We start from the raw sequence: 18770 nt of genomic DNA on the forward strand, positions 1-18770 counted from the left end.
TCTCAGCCACGGCATCGTGCCTGCTTCCGAGGTGAACGGCTGCGACGGTGCGGGCGGGTGCAGCCTATGCAGCTTCCTGGACCCGCACAGCTGCGGCACCACCGCCCCCTAAACCGGTGCGTCCGCGCGCCCGCCGCGCAGTGCACCCGGAGGTCACCGCGTCCCGCCAGGGGCGCGGTGACGCGCTCTACGGCCCGAGCGCCGCGCGTCCGGACCCCGATGCCAGGCCGATGGTTGCCGCCCAATTTCCGCGCATCCGAGCCCGTACCTGCCCCGGCGGGTTGTGGCCGTTGGCCGCGCAGGACCGGCCGCTCATCGCACCGGTGGCATGAGCGGTGGAGGTGTGGGGATCGCGCCTCTAATCTCGTGCGCATCGGCCGCTGGATCCGACGTTCAGGGGGCGCCTGAGCTGGGGGGTTTAGGGCACGCTAGGCGTCGTTGAGCCCGGCCGATATTTGTGGGTGCGGCGTGCGGCCGAGACCGTGGGGGACTCGGCCGCCGCCAGCCTGCGTCGCTTTCGTGGACGATCGTGCTCGCCTATTCCGGGCCGAGGTCGTGCAGTGCGCCAGTCCTTGACGATCGTCTGATGCGCGAGGGCGAGTTGGACCTTCCCGTCGCACCCGCGCGGTACAGCCTGACCTCCGCGTCGTTCATACCTGCGGCCTGCGACCGGAATCACCGGCTGATGCGCGTTCACTAGGGCGTTGAGTGGACGGCATAGGCGGCTGAGGATGAATGTCCCGTTCCGAAGTGAGGTTCATGGTGAACACGGTTTCGGCGGTCGACAGCGCCGGTCTAGCCTTTGTGTAGAGGTCTTGTCCGGCCGAGGAGATGGGGGACGATGTTGGACCGGGGCGAGGTCGGCGCTGTGGTGGTGTTGCTGGAGGGGATGGCGGCGCAGCATCCAGACGAGCCGTTGAGTGTGTTGGCGGTGCGGGTCGCGGCGGCTTTGCACGGGCGGTTGGCGACCACTGGTGAGGCGGGCGCGCCGCCCGATCCTGGTCTCGGTTCAGATGCGAGGCCTGGTCCCGGGCCGGAGCCGGTTGCTGCGGCTGAGCGGCGCCGAGAGGTCGGCCAGAGCCGTGACCTGGCCGCCGAGGCCCGGGACGACGCTGCTGAGGGTCGTGACGAGCGGGCTGCGGTGCGGGCCGCGCGGGCGGTCGAGGCGACGCGGTTGGCCGAGACGGGTGCGTCACGGATGTCGGAGTTGTTGCGCCTTGCCGAGTTGCGTGATGACCGCGCGGCAGGGCAGCCGGTTGGGCAACGAACGCCGGAGCAGCAGCAGCGCGCGGATGATGAGGACCGGGCCTCCAATCGCGTTGATCGCGCAGCGCTGCGGGCTTTCTTGTTGACGCTGAAGGTGGACCGGGAGGCGGAGCGGCACGACCGGCACGCCGACGCGCAGAACCGGTTCGCCGCGCGCCGTGACCGGACGGCATCACAGGCCGACCGAGCGGCGGCGGAAGGCGACCGCGACCAGACGCTCATCGAGGTCGAGGAACTGGCAGAGCGGCTCAACTGGACCAGACAGAACATCATCAACCTCATGGCGATCATCGAGCGGGCCGAGCACCTGGGCCTGATCGATCTCAACGTCGCGACCGACCCGGTTGCGCTGGCCGAGTTGGAGACCGCCGCGCACGAGGCGGCGCAGCACAGCGAGTAGTTGACCAGTCGGTACGTGGGCAACCAAGTTGCCATCCGGCTGGCAGTGCGCTCGGCTTCGGAATTCTCGGCAGGGAGCGCTAGGTCATGTGGGCAGCTTGATGCGGTCAGGCCGTGTAGGGCCCGGTTCCGGGGCGGGCGTAGCCGACCAGGTCCGATCGGGTCCGGATGGAGCTGATCCGGACGCGGGCGCCGGTGTGGGGAGCCTCGATCATCTTTCCGCCACCCAGGACGAGGCCGACGTGTCCGGGTTGGCTCATGGTGCCCAGTGCGCCTTGGAAGAACACCAGATCGCCGGGAGCCTCGCGTCCGGCCGGCACGTGCGGCAAGGTCGCCCACTGGTCTTGTGAGGTCCGCGGGATGGAGACCCCGGCCTGATGCCAGGCGTAGAGGGTGAGGCCGGAACAGTCGAACCCGACGATGCCCGCGCCTTGCGCGATGCCCGAGGTGGGTCCGTCAGATCCGCCGCCACCCCACGAGTACGGGGTGCCCAGGTAGCGCAGCGCGGCACGCATCGCGACCGCCGCACGCCCCGATGCCGCCACCGGCACCACCGGGCATGAGGCCGCGCCCGCGTCCTTGCCGTAGGCGGCGGCCTGGGCCAGGACCTTCTTCACGTAGATGTCGGAGTGGTTGTAGGCGAACAGTGCCCGCTCCATGTGCTCGGGCGCGCCGTTGGCCTTCAGCAGGCGTGCTCCGGCGGGGATCGCGTCCGCTGGGTCGTACACATCCTTCTTGCCGTCGTGGTTGCCGTCCACGCCGTAGCCGTCCCAGGTCCCGGAGATGAACTGCATCGGTCCGGCCGCGCCCGCCGAGTTGCGACCCGACCTGATCCCCGAGCCCCTGCCCCGGCCGTGGTCGGACTCCACCGCCCCGACTGCCGCGAGCACGTTCCACGAGATCCCGTACTCGGCGCCCGCCTTCGCATACGCCGCAAGATAGTTCGCTGGGATCTGCGCGGCGGCCTTGCCGGGTGTGGTCTGGCACATCAGTCCTTCGCCAGGGCCGTTGCTGAAGGTGGCGCCGAGCGCGCCGCCAAGTGCACCAAGGAACAGCGACACCAGGACGAACGCGGCGGCCGCGAGGATGGCCAAGGGCATTAGGTGTCCCTCGTGAACTGGTCGCCGTCACGCGCAGGTTCGGGGTCGGTGAATTCCCATGCGTTGGCGAGGTCGGCCAAGCGGCGGCGAGGCGCGGTGACCCCGGCCGGGAACCACACCGCTCCGGCTGGTCCCTCCAGCGCCGTGTCTGGTGTGTGGACGGCGGTGGCCACCGGTACGGGTGGATCGGTCAGGAGTCGGCGGAGGTTGGCTTCTCGGGTAGGGCTGGGTAGCCAGAACAAGACCGGGGTGAGGTGGCCGGTGGTGCGGGCGTGGGCGGCGTAGCCGTGGAGTTTGGCGGCGACGCGGGCGAGGGTTTCGGTGCCGTTGTCGTGCTCGAGGAAGAACTCCACACTCGCCGGCCCCCGCCCCAAGACCGTCTCGCTCCATCGGCCGTACGCATCGGGTCTGACCCGGCCTCCGTCTAGCGAGGCGCAGCGCCGCTCGGGTGTCCACTGCTGGAGCTGGGTGCCGTCGTCGCGGTGGCGGGCGTAGGCGTGCAAGCGGGCGAAGAAGTCGTTCACTCCGACTTGGTGGCCGAGCTTGGACGACACCGCGATATCCAAAGCGGTGTCTTGCCGGTAGCCCAGTTCGCGGATGCTGATGCCATCTTCGACTGCCAGCACGTGAGCACCGGCGGGCCCGAGCACCCAGTGAAGAGCGGCGGTGCCGACCGGGACCCATGGCTGGAAGCGCAGCAGCGCCTGCCACCGGTGCAGCACCCGCAGCCGCTGTTGCGTACGGACCAGGCTCGGGAACCGCAAGGCGGCGAGCTGCTGGGTGGTGAGAACGCGGTGCTCCCACACCAGCCGAAGGATCTGCCGGTCGCGATCGGTGAGCCGGAACGCCAGCTCGGCGATGAGCTCCGGACTGGTCCTCGGCGCCCGCCCGCCCCCGGAACGGCTGCGGCGCGCGGGCCTGGTGCGCGGCGTCATGACACCTCCCCGCCGGGCTGGCCGGGCTGGCTGAACGGGTCACGGGCGCGGAAGCGCCGCACGTCCGGACCAGTCTTAGCGCCGTAGTGATGTTGGGAGGCGGCGCGTACGGCTTGCGCGCGACCGGGCACGGGTTCGGGTAGTGGTCGGGTGCGGAAGGTGAACGCTGGTGTCGGCGAGCTGCCGTTCATGACCCGGCCGACCGCTTGATAGCCGCCGAGGTGGGATAGGTCGTGTGCGGTGATCAGCGGTTCTAGGGGTTTGGCGAGGCGGTCGGCGTCTTCGGGTGAGACGGCGAAGTACAGCTTGTTGCGGGCGTCGGCCGACAGCGCTTCGCGCAGGTCGGCGGGTAGTTGGGTGAGGTGCTGGTGGGCGAGGGTGAGGCCGAAGCGGTAGCCGCGGGCCTCGGCGAGGATGTCGGAGATGGAGCCGGGCAGGTTGAGGAAGTTGTGTGCCTCGTCCACGTAGGCGGCGGCGTCGCGTCGCTGCGCTTCGGGGACGTTTGCGCGTGGGGTGATGGCCTGCCAGGTGTGGGCGAGCAGGAGTGATCCGCACAGCCGGGTGGCGTCCTCGCCCAGGACGCCCTTGGGTAGCCGGGCCAGCACCAGCCCGCCGTCATCCAGCATCCGCCTCAGGTCCACGGTCGAGGACGACCCTGACAGGGCTTGGCGGACGAAGGGCCGCAGCAGCACCGCCCGGAGTTTGTTCATGACCGGGCTGATCATCGCCGCTCGGCCGCCCGGCCCCTGGTCTTCGTAGGTGTCCCAGAACCCCCGCAGCAGCGCATCGTCTGGGCCGAGCCTGCCGATCAGCCGGGCGCGGAAGTCGGAGTCGGTCAGCAGCCGGGGGACCTCACCCAAGGTGGCGGTCGGGCCTTGGGTGCGGGTGAGGGTGAGGCACGCCGACCGCAGCAGGTCGTCCAGCCGGGGTCCCCAGGCTGAGGAGAAGCAGCGGCGGAAGGTGGTGACGATCGACTCGACCGCGAACGCCGGGTCTGGTCCGGCGAGCACGTTGATGCAGGGCGGCGGGTCGGAGCTGAGCGGGTCGAACACCACCGTGTTGCCGATGGCGCGTTCGGGGAGCCGGTCGAGGATGTCGGCGATCAGGTCGCCCTTGGGGTCGATGACCAGGGCGCCGCGTCCGGCGTGCGCGTCGGCCAGGATCATGCTGGACAGCAGGGTGGACTTGCCGACGCCGGTCTGCCCGACCATGTGGGTGTGCTCTCTGCCTCCTGTGACCGGCATCGCGACCGGGCGCGCGGGTCCGGCCTCGGCGTCGCCGAGGATGCGGACGGGCCCGGCGCCGTCGAGGTGGCTGGCGGGTACGGCGGGTGAGGGCGCGACGGGGGCAGCACCGGCGCGGACCACTCCGGGCGCGGCCAGATCGTAGGGCAGGTGCGCGAGCGCGGCCAGTTCTTCGGCGCACAGCAGATAGCCGCGGTCTAGTCTGCGTGCGGCCATGGCCTCGGCTGGTGCGTGCAGCCGCTTGCGACGGAGGTATTGGTGGGCGGAGGTGTAGGAGGCGAAGGTGGAGGCGATTTCGTGCGCGTGTCCGCGTAGCCAGCCCTTCTCCGCGGCGCCGACTCCGTCGGCCTTGCCGGTGGCCTGGCCCTGGGCCTTGTTGAGTGAGACGCGGCGCGTGGTGGCGACGGCGTACAGGATCTGGACTTCGAACCGCGGCCCGGCCGCCTTGCCGAGGATGGCCCGGACCTGGTCGGCCCTCTCGGGATGCGTGCGGGTGATGTCGCCCAGGTGCGTGTGAGTGCTCCGACTCCCCGCGCTGGGGGTGATCAGGTCGAAGAAGGCGGCCTGCGGTGCGGTGGACCGGCCGCCGCGCAGCGCGGCGGCGGCCTTGTGCGCACGAGCTAGGCGGCGCCCAGCGACGGGCCGGGCGAGGATCTGCACGGCGGCGTACTCGCCCTTGCCCAGTCCGGCGACCGCGCCCAGCAACCCCCGGAGTGGGTCGGCCTTGTGGTCGGTGGCGAGCGGAAAATGGTCCGTGCGCGCCACGGTGAGACGTCCCCCGGCGCACGCCGCTTCGAGCGGGATCGGCGGGCTTGGACTCGGGTGGGTGGTGAGGGTGGCGCCGGGCCAGGCGGCTCGGATGGACTTCTCCACGAGACCGAGCGGGATCGTGCCAGGTACCCACACCTGCACCCGTAGCCCGTTGATGTCGGCGAGGTACTCCCAGGCAAGGTGCTGCTGCCCGAACATCAGCCGCTTCCACCAGGGTGCGGTCAGGCCGATCAGCCGCGCCCACCAGGCCGCAGCGCTGGCGTCCTCAACTTTGGGTGGAACCGCGATCTCGACCAGCCGGGCACCTTCGGCCAAGCGGCGGTTGCGCCATCGCCACACCAGCGCCCGCGTCCCGGCGACGGTGAGAGCGGTCGCGGTGAACGCCGCCCCGTAGCCGGTGGCGAGTTCGGCGAGGCGGACCGGCTCCTTCACCATGTGATCGATCCAGTGGACGAGGACCTCGGTCCAGGCGCCGGCATCGTGGAGGAGACCGGTCGGCGTGTGCGCGAGATGGCTCACAGCGGGTCTCCGTCCTCGTCGGGCTGGATACCGGGCTGGGCGGCGGTGCTGGTGGCGAGTTCGGCGGGGTCGGTGGTGGCCAGGTGGTGTTCGAAGGGGCTGGCGTGGCCGCAGAACGCGGCTCGTTCTCCGGCGGTGCCGCCGCCGCACAGGAGCCCTTCGCCTCGGTCGGCGGCCAGCAGGAACGCCCGCTCACCTTCAGTGAGCCCGAAGGTGTCGGCGATCTGGTCGATGACCTGGGGTGCTTGGCGGAGCAGGAGCTGGGTCGCGGAGTTGGCGATGACCGCCCGGCCCAGATCGGAGGACAGTAGGTCGGCGGCGTCCTGGGTGACGACCGCGAGCCCGGTCCAGTGTTTGCGGGCGGACTTGGCGAGTCGGTAGAGGAACTTGGCGCCCTCGCTCTGCTGCATCAGCGTCCATGCCTCGTCGACCACGACCAAGCGACGGCGGCGGTCTGCGGGGTTGGCGACCTGCCGCCAGATCGCATCCAAGGCCAGCAGCATCCCGACCGGGCGGACCTCATCGGCCAGGTCCCGCAGCGAGAACACGATCAGATGCCCCTCGGGCCGGGTCGTAGTCGCCCCGGCGAACAACCCGCGATACGAACCAGCCACGTACGGGGCAAGCCGTCCAGCCAGCTCGGCCGCCGCTTCTCGGTCGGCGTCGGTGCCGTCCTTGCCAGTGGCGGCGTGATCGAGCTGGGCGGCGAGGTCTGCCAGGACCGGTGCAGGGCGTTTCCAAGTGCGCGGGTCGGCGGTCACTCCAGCCTTGGCGTAAGTAGCGATGACCGTCCGATCTAGCACAGCCCGCCCGGTCGGGGTGAGCGGTTCACCGAGCATCGTGGCGATCAGGGTCTGGATGAACAGCGCCCGGCGGATCAGGGTGTCTTCGCCTTGCCCGGGTGGCAGGTCGAAGGGGTTGAAGCGGACTTGGGGGGAGCCGAGGGCGATGCGGGTTCCGCCGACAGCGTCGGCGAGGAGGGCGTATTCGTCTTCGGGGTCGATCACCGCGACGTGCACGCCGTGACACATCAGCCGGGCGGCTTCGAGCTTGGTGAAGTAGGACTTCCCGGCGCCGGATCTGGCGATGGTGACTGAGTTGTAGTTGTCCTGCTCGAACCGGTCCCACAACACCACGCCCGAGGAGTAGGCGTTGAGCCCGTACACCACCGGCGTTTCCCCGAGCCGGGGGTGCAGGTCGGGTGAGGTGAAGGGAAACGCGGCGGCGAGCGCGCTGGTGTCGAAGGCCCGCCGCATCCTGATCGTGTCGGTGCCGAGCGGCAGCGTGGAAGTCCAGCCCTGCAGCGCGCGGAAGGTGGTCGGCTGCGCGTCCAACAGCAGCGACGCGGCCAATGCCCGAACCCGTTCGACCTCAGCGCTCAGCTCGGTGTGGTCGGTGGCGTGCACGGTCAGGTAGAGGCCAAGGCGAAACAACCGCCCGTGGCCCCGCGCCAGGGATGCGGCAAGCTCGGCGGCGTCGTCGGCGGCGGCCTCGGCGCCGAAATCGGCGAGCCGTCCGTGTTCGGTGTTGGCGCGGGTGGAGGACTCCAGCCGGGCGAGCTGGCGGCGCAGCCGCTGCGCCGCGATCAGCGGCGGGATCGGCTCGATGTGCAGGGACATGTCCAGGCGGCCGGGGTAGGTGAGCAGAGGCTCTAGCCATCCCGCGGTGACTTCTCGCGGGTAGCCGGCCACCGCGAAGGAGGCACACACACCTCCGGGCAGCTCCACCGACTGGGCCCCGACCCGTAGCGCGGAGGGGCCGGGCACGCCCGCCGGGTCTTGCGTGAGGTCCGCGGCGCCGTCGGCTCGACGCGTCTTTGATCGCAACTGTGCAAGCGCGAGTTTCATCGACTTGCCTCCTGGTCGTGGGTGCTGGTGGTGATGACCTCGCCGGTGCCGGCGGTTTCGGCGAGGTGGGGCTCGCTTGGGGATAGGGCTTCGGCGAGGGCGGTGGTGCAGGCGTCGGCGTCCAGGACTTCGGTGGTGACCCCGAGTGCTGCTAGGGCGCGTTCGGTCTCGGCGGCCCGCCGCAGTACGACGGCGGCTCCGGCCTCGCGCGCCGTCTGCCGCTTGCGGCCTGGTAGCCATGGCGCGGGTTGGGCTGGTGTGTGGTCGCGGATCACGATGAGGACCTCGCGGACTAGAAGGTCGCGGGAGTGGTGCAGGTCGGTGAGGAACGCGGCGTGGTCGAGCGCCGCGCGTTCTAGGGCGGGGTCGGGCAACTCGTGCGCGGTGTCGGTGAGGTGGCAGGCCAGCCCGGACAGGTCCATGGGGCGGGCCCGCACGAGGATTTGGACGGGTGCGTCGAGGGAGTTGAGCCAGCGGCCGAACATCGCCACCAGTGCGGCCTGCTCGCTGGCGGTGCGCAGCGCGAACGCCACGGTTCCCGCCCGCACCAAGACCGCCGTGCCGCCCTCGGCCAGCTCCAAGACGCCGTCTTCGCGGACCGCCCGCGCCGGTAGCCGCAACGGCGCCGGAAGCTTTCCGCGCATCCGGCACCAGCCAGGCGGCGGCGCGACACCATCGGTGGCCGTCACTCGCTCCTTGGGCGTGCGTCCGTGGGCGAGGGCGGCGAGGGCGAACCGGTCCAGGCCCATCCCGTCGCGCCGTGCGACCGCCACCACGACCCCTGCCGCGACCACAGGAAAGACCACAGCGACCACCACCGGTAGCGGCAACCATGCGCGGACCGCCGTGAAGACTCCGAAGCTGGCGAGGGCGGTAGCAGCCAGGATGGCCAGTTGCCGTCCGGTGAGCCCGTACATGAGTTTGTCGGGCTGGTCGACGTCGGCGGGGATCTTGGCCGTCAACGGCGGCTCGTCCAGTTGGCGGGTCATCGGTTCCTCCGGGTGCGCCGGGGCGGGTCGCGGAACAGCACCATCTGCCGGTGCGGGACCGGTCGTCTGGGCATGCCGGGCAACATCAACTGCCGAGCCTGAGGCGGCCGGACCGGCCGAGGCGCGGGCGGCGCGGCTGGTGGTGGTGTCGGGCGCGGGACGCGCGAGACCGGGATCGGCAGCGCCAGCTGCATCGGCCCGGCGGCGCCCCCCGAGGGCCGGGCCGGGGTGGGGAACAGCGGGAGCTGCACCGGCCGCCCGCCTCGCCCGTTGCCGGGCGGCTCGGGGTCACCTGGTTCGGGCGGCAGGGGAGGCATTCTGGGCGTGAACGGCGGCGGGTTGTCCCAGGAACTTCCTCGCCCGCGTCCGGGCCGCCTGGGTCGGAAAGCCTGTTCCCGCTGAGGGCGGGGGCCGGGCTGGCGCCGATCCGGTAGTGGTTGGTTGCGAGTGGCTCGGCCCGTGCCGCCGGTGCCTCGTCCGGCGGCCTGGGTGCGGTTGGCTTGTCCGGCGCGGTTCATGAGGGCTCCGATTCCGCGGTAGAGGATGAAGGTCTTGGCGAGCTGGGTGAGCATGCGGGGTGTGGCGGCGCGCCAGATCGTGCGGGCGGTCCAGGACGGGATGCGGACCATCACGTACAGCAGCGCCACCGCCAGCAGCAGGTCCCAGTGGTCGTTGCCGGTGGGGACTCCGGCGAAGTCGCTACTGCTGTCCTTGGTCTCGGTGAACAACAGGTGCGCGGCGGTCGCGGCGGTGAGCGCCTGCAATACGGGGATGACGCCGACGCCGAGGGTGCTGCGCCACCAGAACCGGGCGAGGCCGTCGGTCTGCGGCAGTGCGTGGAACATCAACGCCAGCGGCGCGGCCGAGACCAGCACCATGGTCAAGGCGATGCGGATGATGTAGATGAAGGCCAGGCACAGCGCCAGGGCCAGGACGACCAGGGCGATGATGGCGAAGAAGGTTCCGCCGGAGGCGATGTTGGCTGTCATGCTGCCGCCGATCACGTCGGCCAGCACGCTCGGGTTGATCTTCTGCGGGCCGTCGCGCAGGAACGCCTCGGCTAGCCCGTTGGCGAAGTCGATCCCGTAGCTGAGGAAGATCAGCGACAAGTTGACCGCCAGGAACGCCAGCACCACCCGAGGCAACAGGTCCCTGGCCGACATCTGCCCGGGCAACGACTGGCCCGCCATGAGCAAGACGCCGGCGACGGTGACCAGAAGAACAAAGCAGGTGTTGGCGATGGTGCGGGTCACGCCCCACATCTCCCGCACGCGCTGCATGCTCGTGGAGCTGATCTCCGGGGTGCCCATCAACGACCGGGCGACGAAATCCAGGATCGGCTTCTTCGCCGAGGCGATCAGGTCGGCGAACCAGCCATTGATCGCCTGCTTGGCGTAACACGCGACGTCACCAAAGCCGCACGACTGATCCTTCTTGGCCGCGCTCTGCGCCTTGTAGGGCGAGGTCGGATCCTGCTCCCACTTCCCGGGAGTGGTCTCACACAGGGTGTCGGGGAGCGGCGCGGCCGGGTTGATGAGCTGTTTCTGCTTGCCCGCGCACGCCTTCTGACCCGGGACGGCCTCGACGTCGTTCGGGTCGACCTTGACCCACGTGCCGGGCGATACCTCGCACCACATTTCCGGGTTGGGGTTCAGCCCGTGGGTCTTCATCTTGGTCTTGCCCTGGCACACCTTCCCCGGCCCCGACAACGTCCCTGGCGGAGGCTTGGAGGGCGCCGGATTCACCGGCGTCCCATCCTGACCTCCGGGCGCCTCGATCCACGGCTGCTGCGACGGCAACGGCGCAGGCGGGGTCGGCTCGAGCGGATACCCGGCCGGATCCAGGGTCACACCCACGGTGCTGGAGGCGGCGGCGTGGGCCTGGGCGATCTCGACCACCACCAACCCGGCTGCGATCGAGGCCGCCAAGACCACCACAGCGAGGAGCCGCCACGGCGTGAGCGGGGGTTTCACTTGGTCCCCACGATGCCCTTGAGGATCTCCACCAGGGCCGGGGCCAGCACCGCGACGCCATAACCGATCGCCGCATACCGCAACGTGCGCTTGGCCGACTCGATCTCACTCGGGTCACCGCCGCCCAGGATGTAGCGGACTCCGCCGATCGTGGCGAACAGCGTGGCCAACCCGACCAGGAGACCGACGATGACGTTGCGAATGTTGGTGATGACCTGGTTGAGCTGGGTCGCCGCAGCAAGATGGGTAGTCGCGTCCGCGATCCCTGGCACGGTGAGCGCTGCGGTCACACACCCGGCCGTCCAGATGACGATGGCGAGGGTGAGCCGGATCCAGCTCACTCCGCGCCGCTGACCGGCGCAGGTACAGCGGGGCGGCCGCTGGGGTTCGTGGTGGGTGTTCACGGTGGCCTCCGAGATTGAGCGCGGGGTGTGTGGATGGGTTTCGGGTGCCGATGAGCACGGACCGGGGCCGGTAGGGCTTCGGGTGTCCTCCTCGAAAGAACTCAGGAGAAGGTGGATGCGGCGGCGACCGGGTGTCCGTCCGCCCGCACCAGCCCCGAGCCCGTGATCATCTGGCAGTGATGAATCACTGCTTCAGGGCGCTGATCGCGACAGCCAGTCGCCAGAGATTGCCGAGACTTGACCTGAGCGAATGGCCGCGACCAGACGGGCCTCGGCGCGTTCACGCCGCTTGGCGACCCGAGTCCGAGGCTCGCCCTGCGTGTGCGCGAACTCGGGCAACGGGACGCCGTCGAGCCGGGTCGCCTGGATGATTGCTGCTTCATCGGCGGTGATGACCTGTAGCCGGACTCCCTCGCGCAGCACGTCGGAAGGGTCTCCGGAGGGCGCCGCGGTTGCGGCGGTGAGTTCCGTGGGGTCAGTGGGGCACTGACGAAGAGCACCGGCGCGGGCGCGTGCCGGTGCCTTGCGGTCGGCCCACACCAGAAGGCGGGCTGCGATCGCGGGGCGGGCAAGGTCAATGCGCTGGAGCTGCGCGACGAACTCCGTCAGGATCTCCGACACGATGTCCTCGGCGAAGCGCGCGTCGTTGTGGCGGATCGCGCGGCCCGCGATGGCTTTCAGACCAGGGATCGCAACACCGACGCAGCCGACAACCCAGGCCGGGTCACCCGTGCGCGCCAGGCGTACCAGCTCGGCCCATGCGGCGTCCTTCATCTCCTGGGTCACCTGCCGGTCCAGGAGGAGGCCACGTAGTTCAGCGAGATCGACCATGCGGCCAGGCAGGCCGTGCCCGACGCTGAGGCCGTCCAGGGCCAGCGGGCGCGGGCCGGTGACCAGGCAGCGAAACGCGTTCTCGGCGATGGTCAAGGCGGCACCCGGGTTACGGGCGGTGGTGTTCGTGCGGTGGGTCATGACGGCTCCCCCGAAGATTGCGGGCCGGATCGGATGCCGTCAGGTGTCCACCTCCGCAAGAAGCCCCTGGAGGTGCCACAGAGGAGGTTGCCGGTAAGAAGCGAGAACGATCGAGTCGAGAGCGTCACCCACCCGAACCACTCGGATCACCTCGACGACCTGCGCTAACACCGCCACAACGCAGTTCCAGGAGATGCATCGGAGAGTCTGTCTAGATATCCGCCTCACACAGGTCCTGACCTGCGCCGATATCCCCGCGCGCGTCGCTGAGGGCAAGGAATTGGCAAACCGGCCAACACACGGCCCGGATACTCAAACACCGGGCGACCAGGCCCACGACCTTCGTTGAGCAGGTGAAATGGCCGCCCACGGTCCCCGGCGCAGCACAGTACGAAAACGGGACTCGCCAAGCCCCCCGCGAGCCCTAAATGCCGCTATGCCTGCGTGCCCAGCCTCCTTCCCTCAACCCTTCATCACCCTTCTGAACTGCGAAAACTTGAATCGGCTGCGAAGGCGGCCGCTCGCTTTGCTGAGGCTTTGCATGTCGGTCTGTCGCGTTGAGGGCCTGGCGCTGGTTCTTCATGGGTGCAACGGCGATCGGGTGACCGTCTTGGGTCACCCAACCAATGACCTACACGCCTTCCAACCCGGAAGCCTCCGGCGCTGACCAGCCTGGTCGCGACAGCCAAGCCAACGCCCGGCTGCTGCCGCTGTCGGTCTGGCTTTGCTCCGACACCACCAGCAGCGAAGGCGCTGCGGCGCCCGTCGCTCCCGCCACACCGAGCGCAACCACAAACAACCCTGCGACCGCACGTGGCGAGCTGTGCGTTCAGCACCGTGCAACCGTCGGACGCCAGCTTGCCCGGCACTTGATTTCTGCGTGCACACGTGAGGGCGACGTCGTCGCGGAAGCGTTCACCACCAGTGAAGCCACAATGCTCGCCGCCGTGGAGTCAGGCCGGCGTGGGTTGGCCTTGGTGCCACACTTCCCACTCGCCCAGCACATCGGCGCCCGGCTGCGGGCGACGCTGCCCCAGGACCTTCTCCGACGTGCGGAGATGAGGCCATGCCGTCCCGACCAGATGGCGCGAGGTCTGGCCGACGTTGCGGGCCAGGTGGGGCTCATAGTCGCCGCGCCCCCGCCTTATGAAGTCGGCGGACGTGTCCCCAAACAGATGGGCAGCCGGGGCTGCCCGGCCTGTCGAGCCGATCTGTGGATGCTCACCACTGAACAGCTCGGCGCGTTTCTAGTAGCCGCCTGGCAGGTGCTGCGGCCAGGCGGGACCTTGGCCATCATCACGACCGCCCGACACGAAGGCGCGCGGCTAGTGGATCCGGCGCCGCGCATCGTGCGGCAGGCCAGCCTGCTGGGGTTCCGCTACGTCCAGCACGTCATCGCGCTGCGCGTCCCCATCGAGGGTGACGCTCTGGTCGTCCAGGCCATTCCAACCGAGATAGCGCAGTTCCGCGACGCCCACTCCGGCGTCCTACCACCACCGGCACGGGTACACGCGGATGTCCTTCTCCTTACCCGGCCTCGCGTCCGGCGTGGCGGTGAGGCCCGATGAACGCGCCCGATCAGCCCAGCAACTGCGAGAGCCCGCACAAGAACCCACGCCTTCGCTTCGAAGAGGTGATGCCCTCGGTGCTGGCCACTGGGCAGCAACCGTCACGCATCCAACGCAAGGGCCGCTACACCGAGGAGTCGATGCGGCACCCGGGCAAGATGCTGCCCGCGATCGCCTCGCGCGTAATCGAGGCGTTCACCCAGCCGGGTGAGGTGGTGCTCGACCCTATGTGCGGGGTGGGCACGACGCTTGTGGAGGCGATCCACCTCGGCCGTGACGCCGCGGGCATGGAGTACGAGAGCGACTTCGCCACCATGACGGCCCACAACGTCCGGCAAGCCCAAAACCAAGGCGCCGCAGGAACGGCACGGGTGGTGTGCGGCGACGCCCGCAACATCACCACCGCCTACGCCTCGCTGCACGGCGAGATAGCGCTGGTGCTGACCTCGCCGCCGTATGGCTCCTACACCCACGGACACATCAAGTCCGGCACCAAGAGCAGCGGCGGCAAGATCGAAAAGAGCAACCACCGTTACTCCACCGACCCCGGCAACCTTGCCCACCAGAGACTCGACACGTTGCTCGACGGGTTCGGGCAGATCCTCTCCGGCTGTGCGGAGCTGCTCAAGCCGTACGGAGTCGTCGCTGTCACCGTGCGTCCGATCAGGGTCAACGGTGAGCTGGTCGACCTCCCCGGACGTGTGGCCGAGGTCGCCGAACGATCCGGGCTGGTGCTGACCAACCGGCTTGCCGCTCTGCTTTGCGGTGTCCGTGGCGAGGGCCTAGTGAACCGGGCCTCGTTCTTCCAGATGCTCGAAACCCGCCGCGCCCGAGCCAAAGGCATCCCTGCCTGCGCTACCGCCCACGAAGACCTCCTGGTCTTCCAGGCAGCGCGCGACCTGGACGGGGGCCGCCCATGAGCCAGCCGCCTTCCACTGAATCCATGCGGCGGCGCGTGCCCGTCCGCACCGGACGAGAACGCGTGCCTGAGCTGCTGGCCTGGCTTCAGGTGGGAACCTGCGGCGCATGCGGCCGGGCCCGCTACGTCTCCAGGCGGGAGGCCCGCCATGCGGCCCGCATCGCAGCTCCTGGGATCCGGCTCCGTGCCTACATGTGTGGAGGGTCTTGGCACCTCCGCTCACCCGCCGGCGGTCCCGAGTGCACCGTCTCACCGGTGATCGCCTGGACGCCCGGGCTGGACAGACAGACCGGCCTTGACCTTGTCAACCGAGTCGAGCGGTCATGGCGTGCGTCCCGATCGGGGCGGCCGGGCGGATGATCGCCCGGGCTGGCCCTCGGTTCAACTGGACGGTCGTCACCGCCGAAGGTGACGCGGGCGAGCACCTGGAGCGCGCCCAGGCGCGTGTCATCAAGGAGGTTCTGCAATGGGCAGCGGATCAGCACCCATCCCGCTCGACGTCCTCGCAACCGGAACGCGAGGAGACAGCAGAACGCGCCTGATTGGCCCAGGTGGACGGCATCGCGCCCCCGGTCCTCTACGAGTCGCGTTCCTAGGACGCACCTCCACAGAGGACCAGCAGGATCCGACATTGTCGATCCCCCGGCAGCTCAACAGCTGCCGGGGGGTCCTCCCTGATCAAGCAGTCATCGTCGCCCACTTCTACGACATCGAATCGGGCCGGAAGAAGCTTGAGGCTCGTGGCTACGGTCGGGGACACGAGCGCTTCTCCATCCCGGTGCCCCGTGAAGGCGGCATCCAAGACCTCCTGGAGGAGGCTGAGCGCTCAGACCGCAGGTTCGACGTGGTGATCTGCGAATCCATCGAGCGAATCGCCCGGCGCACCTATGTCGGAACTCTCATCGAGAACCGCCTAGAGGAAGCGGGCGTACCGCTCCTCGCCTCCGACGAACCGATCAATCTGACCGGCAAGCGGGCGACCCAGGTCCTCACCCGGCGCGTGAAGCAGGGCGTAGCCGAGTGGTATGTGCTCGAACTGCTGGAGAAGTCATGGGGCGGCTTCGAGGAGCACACCGAGCAGGGCTACAACGTCGGCAAACCTCCCTATGGCCACATCGCCGAGAAGATCCCCCACCCTGTACCGGCCCGTCGCGCCGAAGGGGCCTCCAAGCACCGGCTCAAGCCTGATCCGGTAAGAGGCCCCGTCGTCACCCGAATCTTCGCTCTGCGAGTGGAAGACCGACTCGGCTACAAAGCCATCGCGAACGTGCTCAACCAGGACTTGGACCAGTTCCCGCCACCAGAGCCGGTAGACCCGAACCGAGCAGTCGGCCGCTGGACCGCCTCATCCGTACGTGAGGTGCTCACTAACCCCAAACACACCGGCTACATGGTCTGGAACCGTCGCGCCACCAAATCCAACGGAGGAAAGCTCAACCCTCCCCAGGAGTGGGTGTGGTCGAGCGTGCCCACGCACGAACCCCTGGCCACCAAAGAGACCTTCATCGAGGCGCAGAAAGTAGCCAACGAGAGGAAAGGCTCACGGAACGGCTCCAAAACCAACTCGGCCCACCCTGACTGCAAACGCTCCTATGCCTTCCGCTCCTACCTCATCTGCGCGATCTGTGAGCACCGCATGCGAGGCAAGTTCCATCGCGAGACCGTGTACTACCTCTGTGACCCCGCCAAGGGATACGTCCCTGACGGACACCCCAAGAGCTTCTGGCTTCGCGAAGACATCCTCATGGACGCGGTCTCAGACTTCTTCAGCGACAACGTCTTTGGTCCACACCGGCAGAACCTCCTTGGAACCATGCTGACCGAGGCCGATGACCGGGCCCTCCGCGACCACCAAGCCCGACTCGACACGGTCCGCCGCGCGATCGAGGACATCGAGGCGCGCCGCCGGAACCTCGTCCGCACTCTGGAACGCACTGGCGATCCGGACGATGATCTCTTCAACGACATCCGCACACGCTCGGCCGAACTCAGCAGCGACCGCAACAGCAAGCTCGCCCGGCTCGAAGAGCTGGAGCAGACCAAGCCAGTCCGCCCCAGGCCAGAGCTTCTCGATCTCCTGCCCACGGGGCCGATCCGGATCGACGCGATGCCCGAAGAGCTCCAGCGCAAGCTATTCGAGGCGTTCCGCCTTCAGATCCGCTACGACCGGCGCACCGACGAGGCCGAGTGCCAGATCACACTTGCTGCGGCTGCCATCCGAGCCCAGCAACGAGCGGCTCAGGAGGCTCTGGCGATTGAGGATTCAGGACGGGACGACCATTCATCCGCACCCATGCTTTGCGTACCCCCTAGGGGGTACTCGCCAGCCGAGGCTGCTGTGCACTTCCCCCTTTCAGGTAGAGCTGAAAGGGGATGGGAAACCGGGCGCTCTCCCCCAGGATCACCACGAATCCAGCGCGTTCTTGCACTCGGGTTGATCCGACGGGGGAAGGAACCCACTTCATGCGCATGACACGCTTGAAAACCCTGCTCGTGGTGGCAGGGGCTCATCGAAGGGGCCAAGCCGGGCTCGCAGATCTGGGTCGGCGAGTACCTGATGGACGACAAGGCCGTCAATGGGCAGCCAGAACGTGTATCCCGAGCGGGACACGGTGCTGAACTCGCTGAAGTCCACCACGTGCGACTCCACAGTGATCAACGTCGCGCACTGGTCGTTCACCCGCACGGCGGTCGCCAAGAAGCTGCGGGCGATCTCGACCAGAACGACGAGTCCATGATCAGGATCATGGACACCACTCCTTCTCGTTCGGCCTACGCCGACTACAAGGGGAACTTCACCCTGATGTGGTCGCGGGCCACCGACGTCGTGGACTCCCCGCAGGACTGCTGATTGCACCGCTCCGCTGCTCTCGTTGGGGGGCGAGAGCAGCGGTGTGCGTGGGTTGAGTCTCCATTAGGGGGAGAGTCGAGGATGGGGCGATGGACGGCGGCACGCTTTGCACGATCGGCGAGTTGGCTCGGCGGACTGGGCTGACGGTCAAGACGATCCGGTTCTATTCGGAGCGCGGCATCGTGGTGCCTGCGGAGCGGACTGCCGGCGGCTATCGGCTTTATGGGGCGGACGCGGTCGCGCGGTTGGCGCTGGTGCGGACGCTTCGGGAGTTGGGGGTCGGCCTTGACGCGATCCGGCAGGTCGTTGAACGGGAACTGACGCTGAGTGAGGTCGCTGCGCAGCATGCCGCCGCCTTGGAGGTCCAGATCGGCGTTCTGCGACTGCGGCGGACGGTCTTGGCGGCCGCGGCCAGACGCAGGCCCACACCTGAGGAGATGGAACGTATGCATCGACTTGCCCGGCTGACGGAGACCGAACGTGAGCGGCTGATTGAGGAGTTTCTCGAGGCGGTTTTCGGGGGGCTTGAGGGTGGTGCCCCTCGGTGTTCTATGAAGCCTGAGCTGCCGGGCGACCCGACTGAGGAGCAGGTTGAGGCTTGGGTGGAGTTGGCGGAGCTGGCTCTGGATCCGGGGTTTCGGGCCAGTGTTAGGCGCGGAGCTGAGGAGCATGCGGCTGATGGTGTGTCCTGCCCGCCGCGGCCAGGTGTTGTCGCTATTGCTCGGGACTATGCGGAGCAGGCGCTGGCCTCTGGAATTGCACCGGAGTCTTCAGAGGCCGATGAAATCGTCGCTGCGCTCACTGCGGACTGCGCGCGCAGTCTGAGGCGGCCTGACGATCGAGAGTTGCATCGGTTGGTGCTGCGGCGATGGTCCGCGGCAAACGATGTGCGTAGGGATCGGTACCTCTACTTGCTGTCACTGATCAACGGGTGGTCGGCGCCGGAACGTCTGGCGCCGGCGCTTGATTGGTCGGTTGCGGCGCTGCGTTCTCGCGTTGCTGCGTGATCGTAC

The 18770-nt window shown here is 68.7% G+C and carries 14 protein-coding genes; 6 read left to right on the plus strand and 8 right to left on the minus strand.

Features of this window, described 5'->3' with window-relative positions:
- Window positions 1-841 precede the first annotated feature (841 nt).
- Complete coding sequence (locus J4573_RS45205; RefSeq protein WP_208262564.1) at window positions 842-1666, plus strand: hypothetical protein; 825 nt, start codon at window positions 842-844, stop codon at window positions 1664-1666.
- A gap of 106 nt (window positions 1667-1772) precedes the next feature.
- On the opposite strand, the gene J4573_RS45210 is transcribed toward J4573_RS45205, so the two are convergent.
- The 8 genes from J4573_RS45210 to J4573_RS45245 form a co-directional block, all read right to left on the minus strand.
- A complete protein-coding gene (locus J4573_RS45210) occupies window positions 1773-2765 on the minus strand; it encodes a C40 family peptidase (protein WP_208262565.1) in 993 nt (330 codons plus the stop codon).
- A complete protein-coding gene (locus J4573_RS45215; protein WP_208262566.1) occupies window positions 2765-3700 on the minus strand; it encodes a replication-relaxation family protein in 936 nt (311 codons plus the stop codon). Before J4573_RS45215 ends, J4573_RS45210 begins: the two co-directional genes overlap by 1 nt.
- On the minus strand, window positions 3697-6234 hold the full coding sequence (locus J4573_RS56460; protein WP_208262567.1) for a type IV secretory system conjugative DNA transfer family protein: 2538 nt from the start codon (window positions 6232-6234) through the stop codon (window positions 3697-3699). Before J4573_RS56460 ends, J4573_RS45215 begins: the two co-directional genes overlap by 4 nt.
- Entirely contained in the window at window positions 6231-8081 is a 1851-nt protein-coding gene (locus J4573_RS45225; RefSeq protein ID WP_208262568.1) for a VirB4 family type IV secretion system protein, read from the minus strand. The genes J4573_RS56460 and J4573_RS45225 overlap by 4 nt, the downstream gene beginning before the upstream one ends.
- The gene (locus J4573_RS55735) at window positions 8078-9070 is read right to left on the minus strand and encodes a PrgI family protein (protein WP_208262569.1); all 993 of its coding nucleotides are present in this window, start codon (window positions 9068-9070) and stop codon (window positions 8078-8080) included. Before J4573_RS55735 ends, J4573_RS45225 begins: the two co-directional genes overlap by 4 nt.
- Entirely contained in the window at window positions 9067-11043 is a 1977-nt protein-coding gene (locus tag J4573_RS45235) for a TrbL/VirB6 family protein (protein WP_208262570.1), read from the minus strand. The genes J4573_RS55735 and J4573_RS45235 overlap by 4 nt, the downstream gene beginning before the upstream one ends.
- Window positions 11040-11447 (minus strand): pilin, encoded by a 408-nt coding sequence (locus J4573_RS55740; RefSeq protein WP_208262571.1) that lies wholly within the window; start codon window positions 11445-11447, stop codon window positions 11040-11042. The genes J4573_RS45235 and J4573_RS55740 overlap by 4 nt, the downstream gene beginning before the upstream one ends.
- A gap of 192 nt (window positions 11448-11639) precedes the next feature.
- Entirely contained in the window at window positions 11640-12419 is a 780-nt protein-coding gene (locus J4573_RS45245; RefSeq protein WP_208262572.1) for a hypothetical protein, read from the minus strand.
- 626 nt (window positions 12420-13045) lie between these two features.
- Between J4573_RS45245 and J4573_RS45250 the strand changes: the two genes are divergently transcribed.
- The 5 genes from J4573_RS45250 (at window position 13046) to J4573_RS45270 (ending at window position 18764) form a co-directional block, all read left to right on the plus strand.
- Window positions 13046-13987 (plus strand): class I SAM-dependent methyltransferase, encoded by a 942-nt coding sequence (locus J4573_RS45250; RefSeq protein ID WP_208262573.1) that lies wholly within the window; start codon window positions 13046-13048, stop codon window positions 13985-13987.
- Complete coding sequence (locus J4573_RS45255) at window positions 13984-14907, plus strand: TRM11 family SAM-dependent methyltransferase (protein ID WP_243774646.1); 924 nt, start codon at window positions 13984-13986, stop codon at window positions 14905-14907. Before J4573_RS45250 ends, J4573_RS45255 begins: the two co-directional genes overlap by 4 nt.
- A gap of 465 nt (window positions 14908-15372) precedes the next feature.
- A complete protein-coding gene (locus tag J4573_RS45260) occupies window positions 15373-17379 on the plus strand; it encodes a recombinase family protein (protein WP_279575813.1) in 2007 nt (668 codons plus the stop codon).
- 103 nt (window positions 17380-17482) lie between these two features.
- Window positions 17483-17644: a hypothetical protein gene (locus J4573_RS45265; protein ID WP_208262575.1), complete on the plus strand. Its 162-nt coding sequence runs from the start codon at window positions 17483-17485 to the stop codon at window positions 17642-17644.
- A gap of 202 nt (window positions 17645-17846) precedes the next feature.
- A complete protein-coding gene (locus J4573_RS45270) occupies window positions 17847-18764 on the plus strand; it encodes a MerR family transcriptional regulator (RefSeq protein WP_208262576.1) in 918 nt (305 codons plus the stop codon).
- Window positions 18765-18770 lie beyond the last annotated feature (6 nt).

It is taken from the genome of Actinomadura barringtoniae (assembly GCF_017573505.1).
GTDB classification, from domain to species: domain Bacteria; phylum Actinomycetota; class Actinomycetes; order Streptosporangiales; family Streptosporangiaceae; genus Spirillospora; species Spirillospora barringtoniae.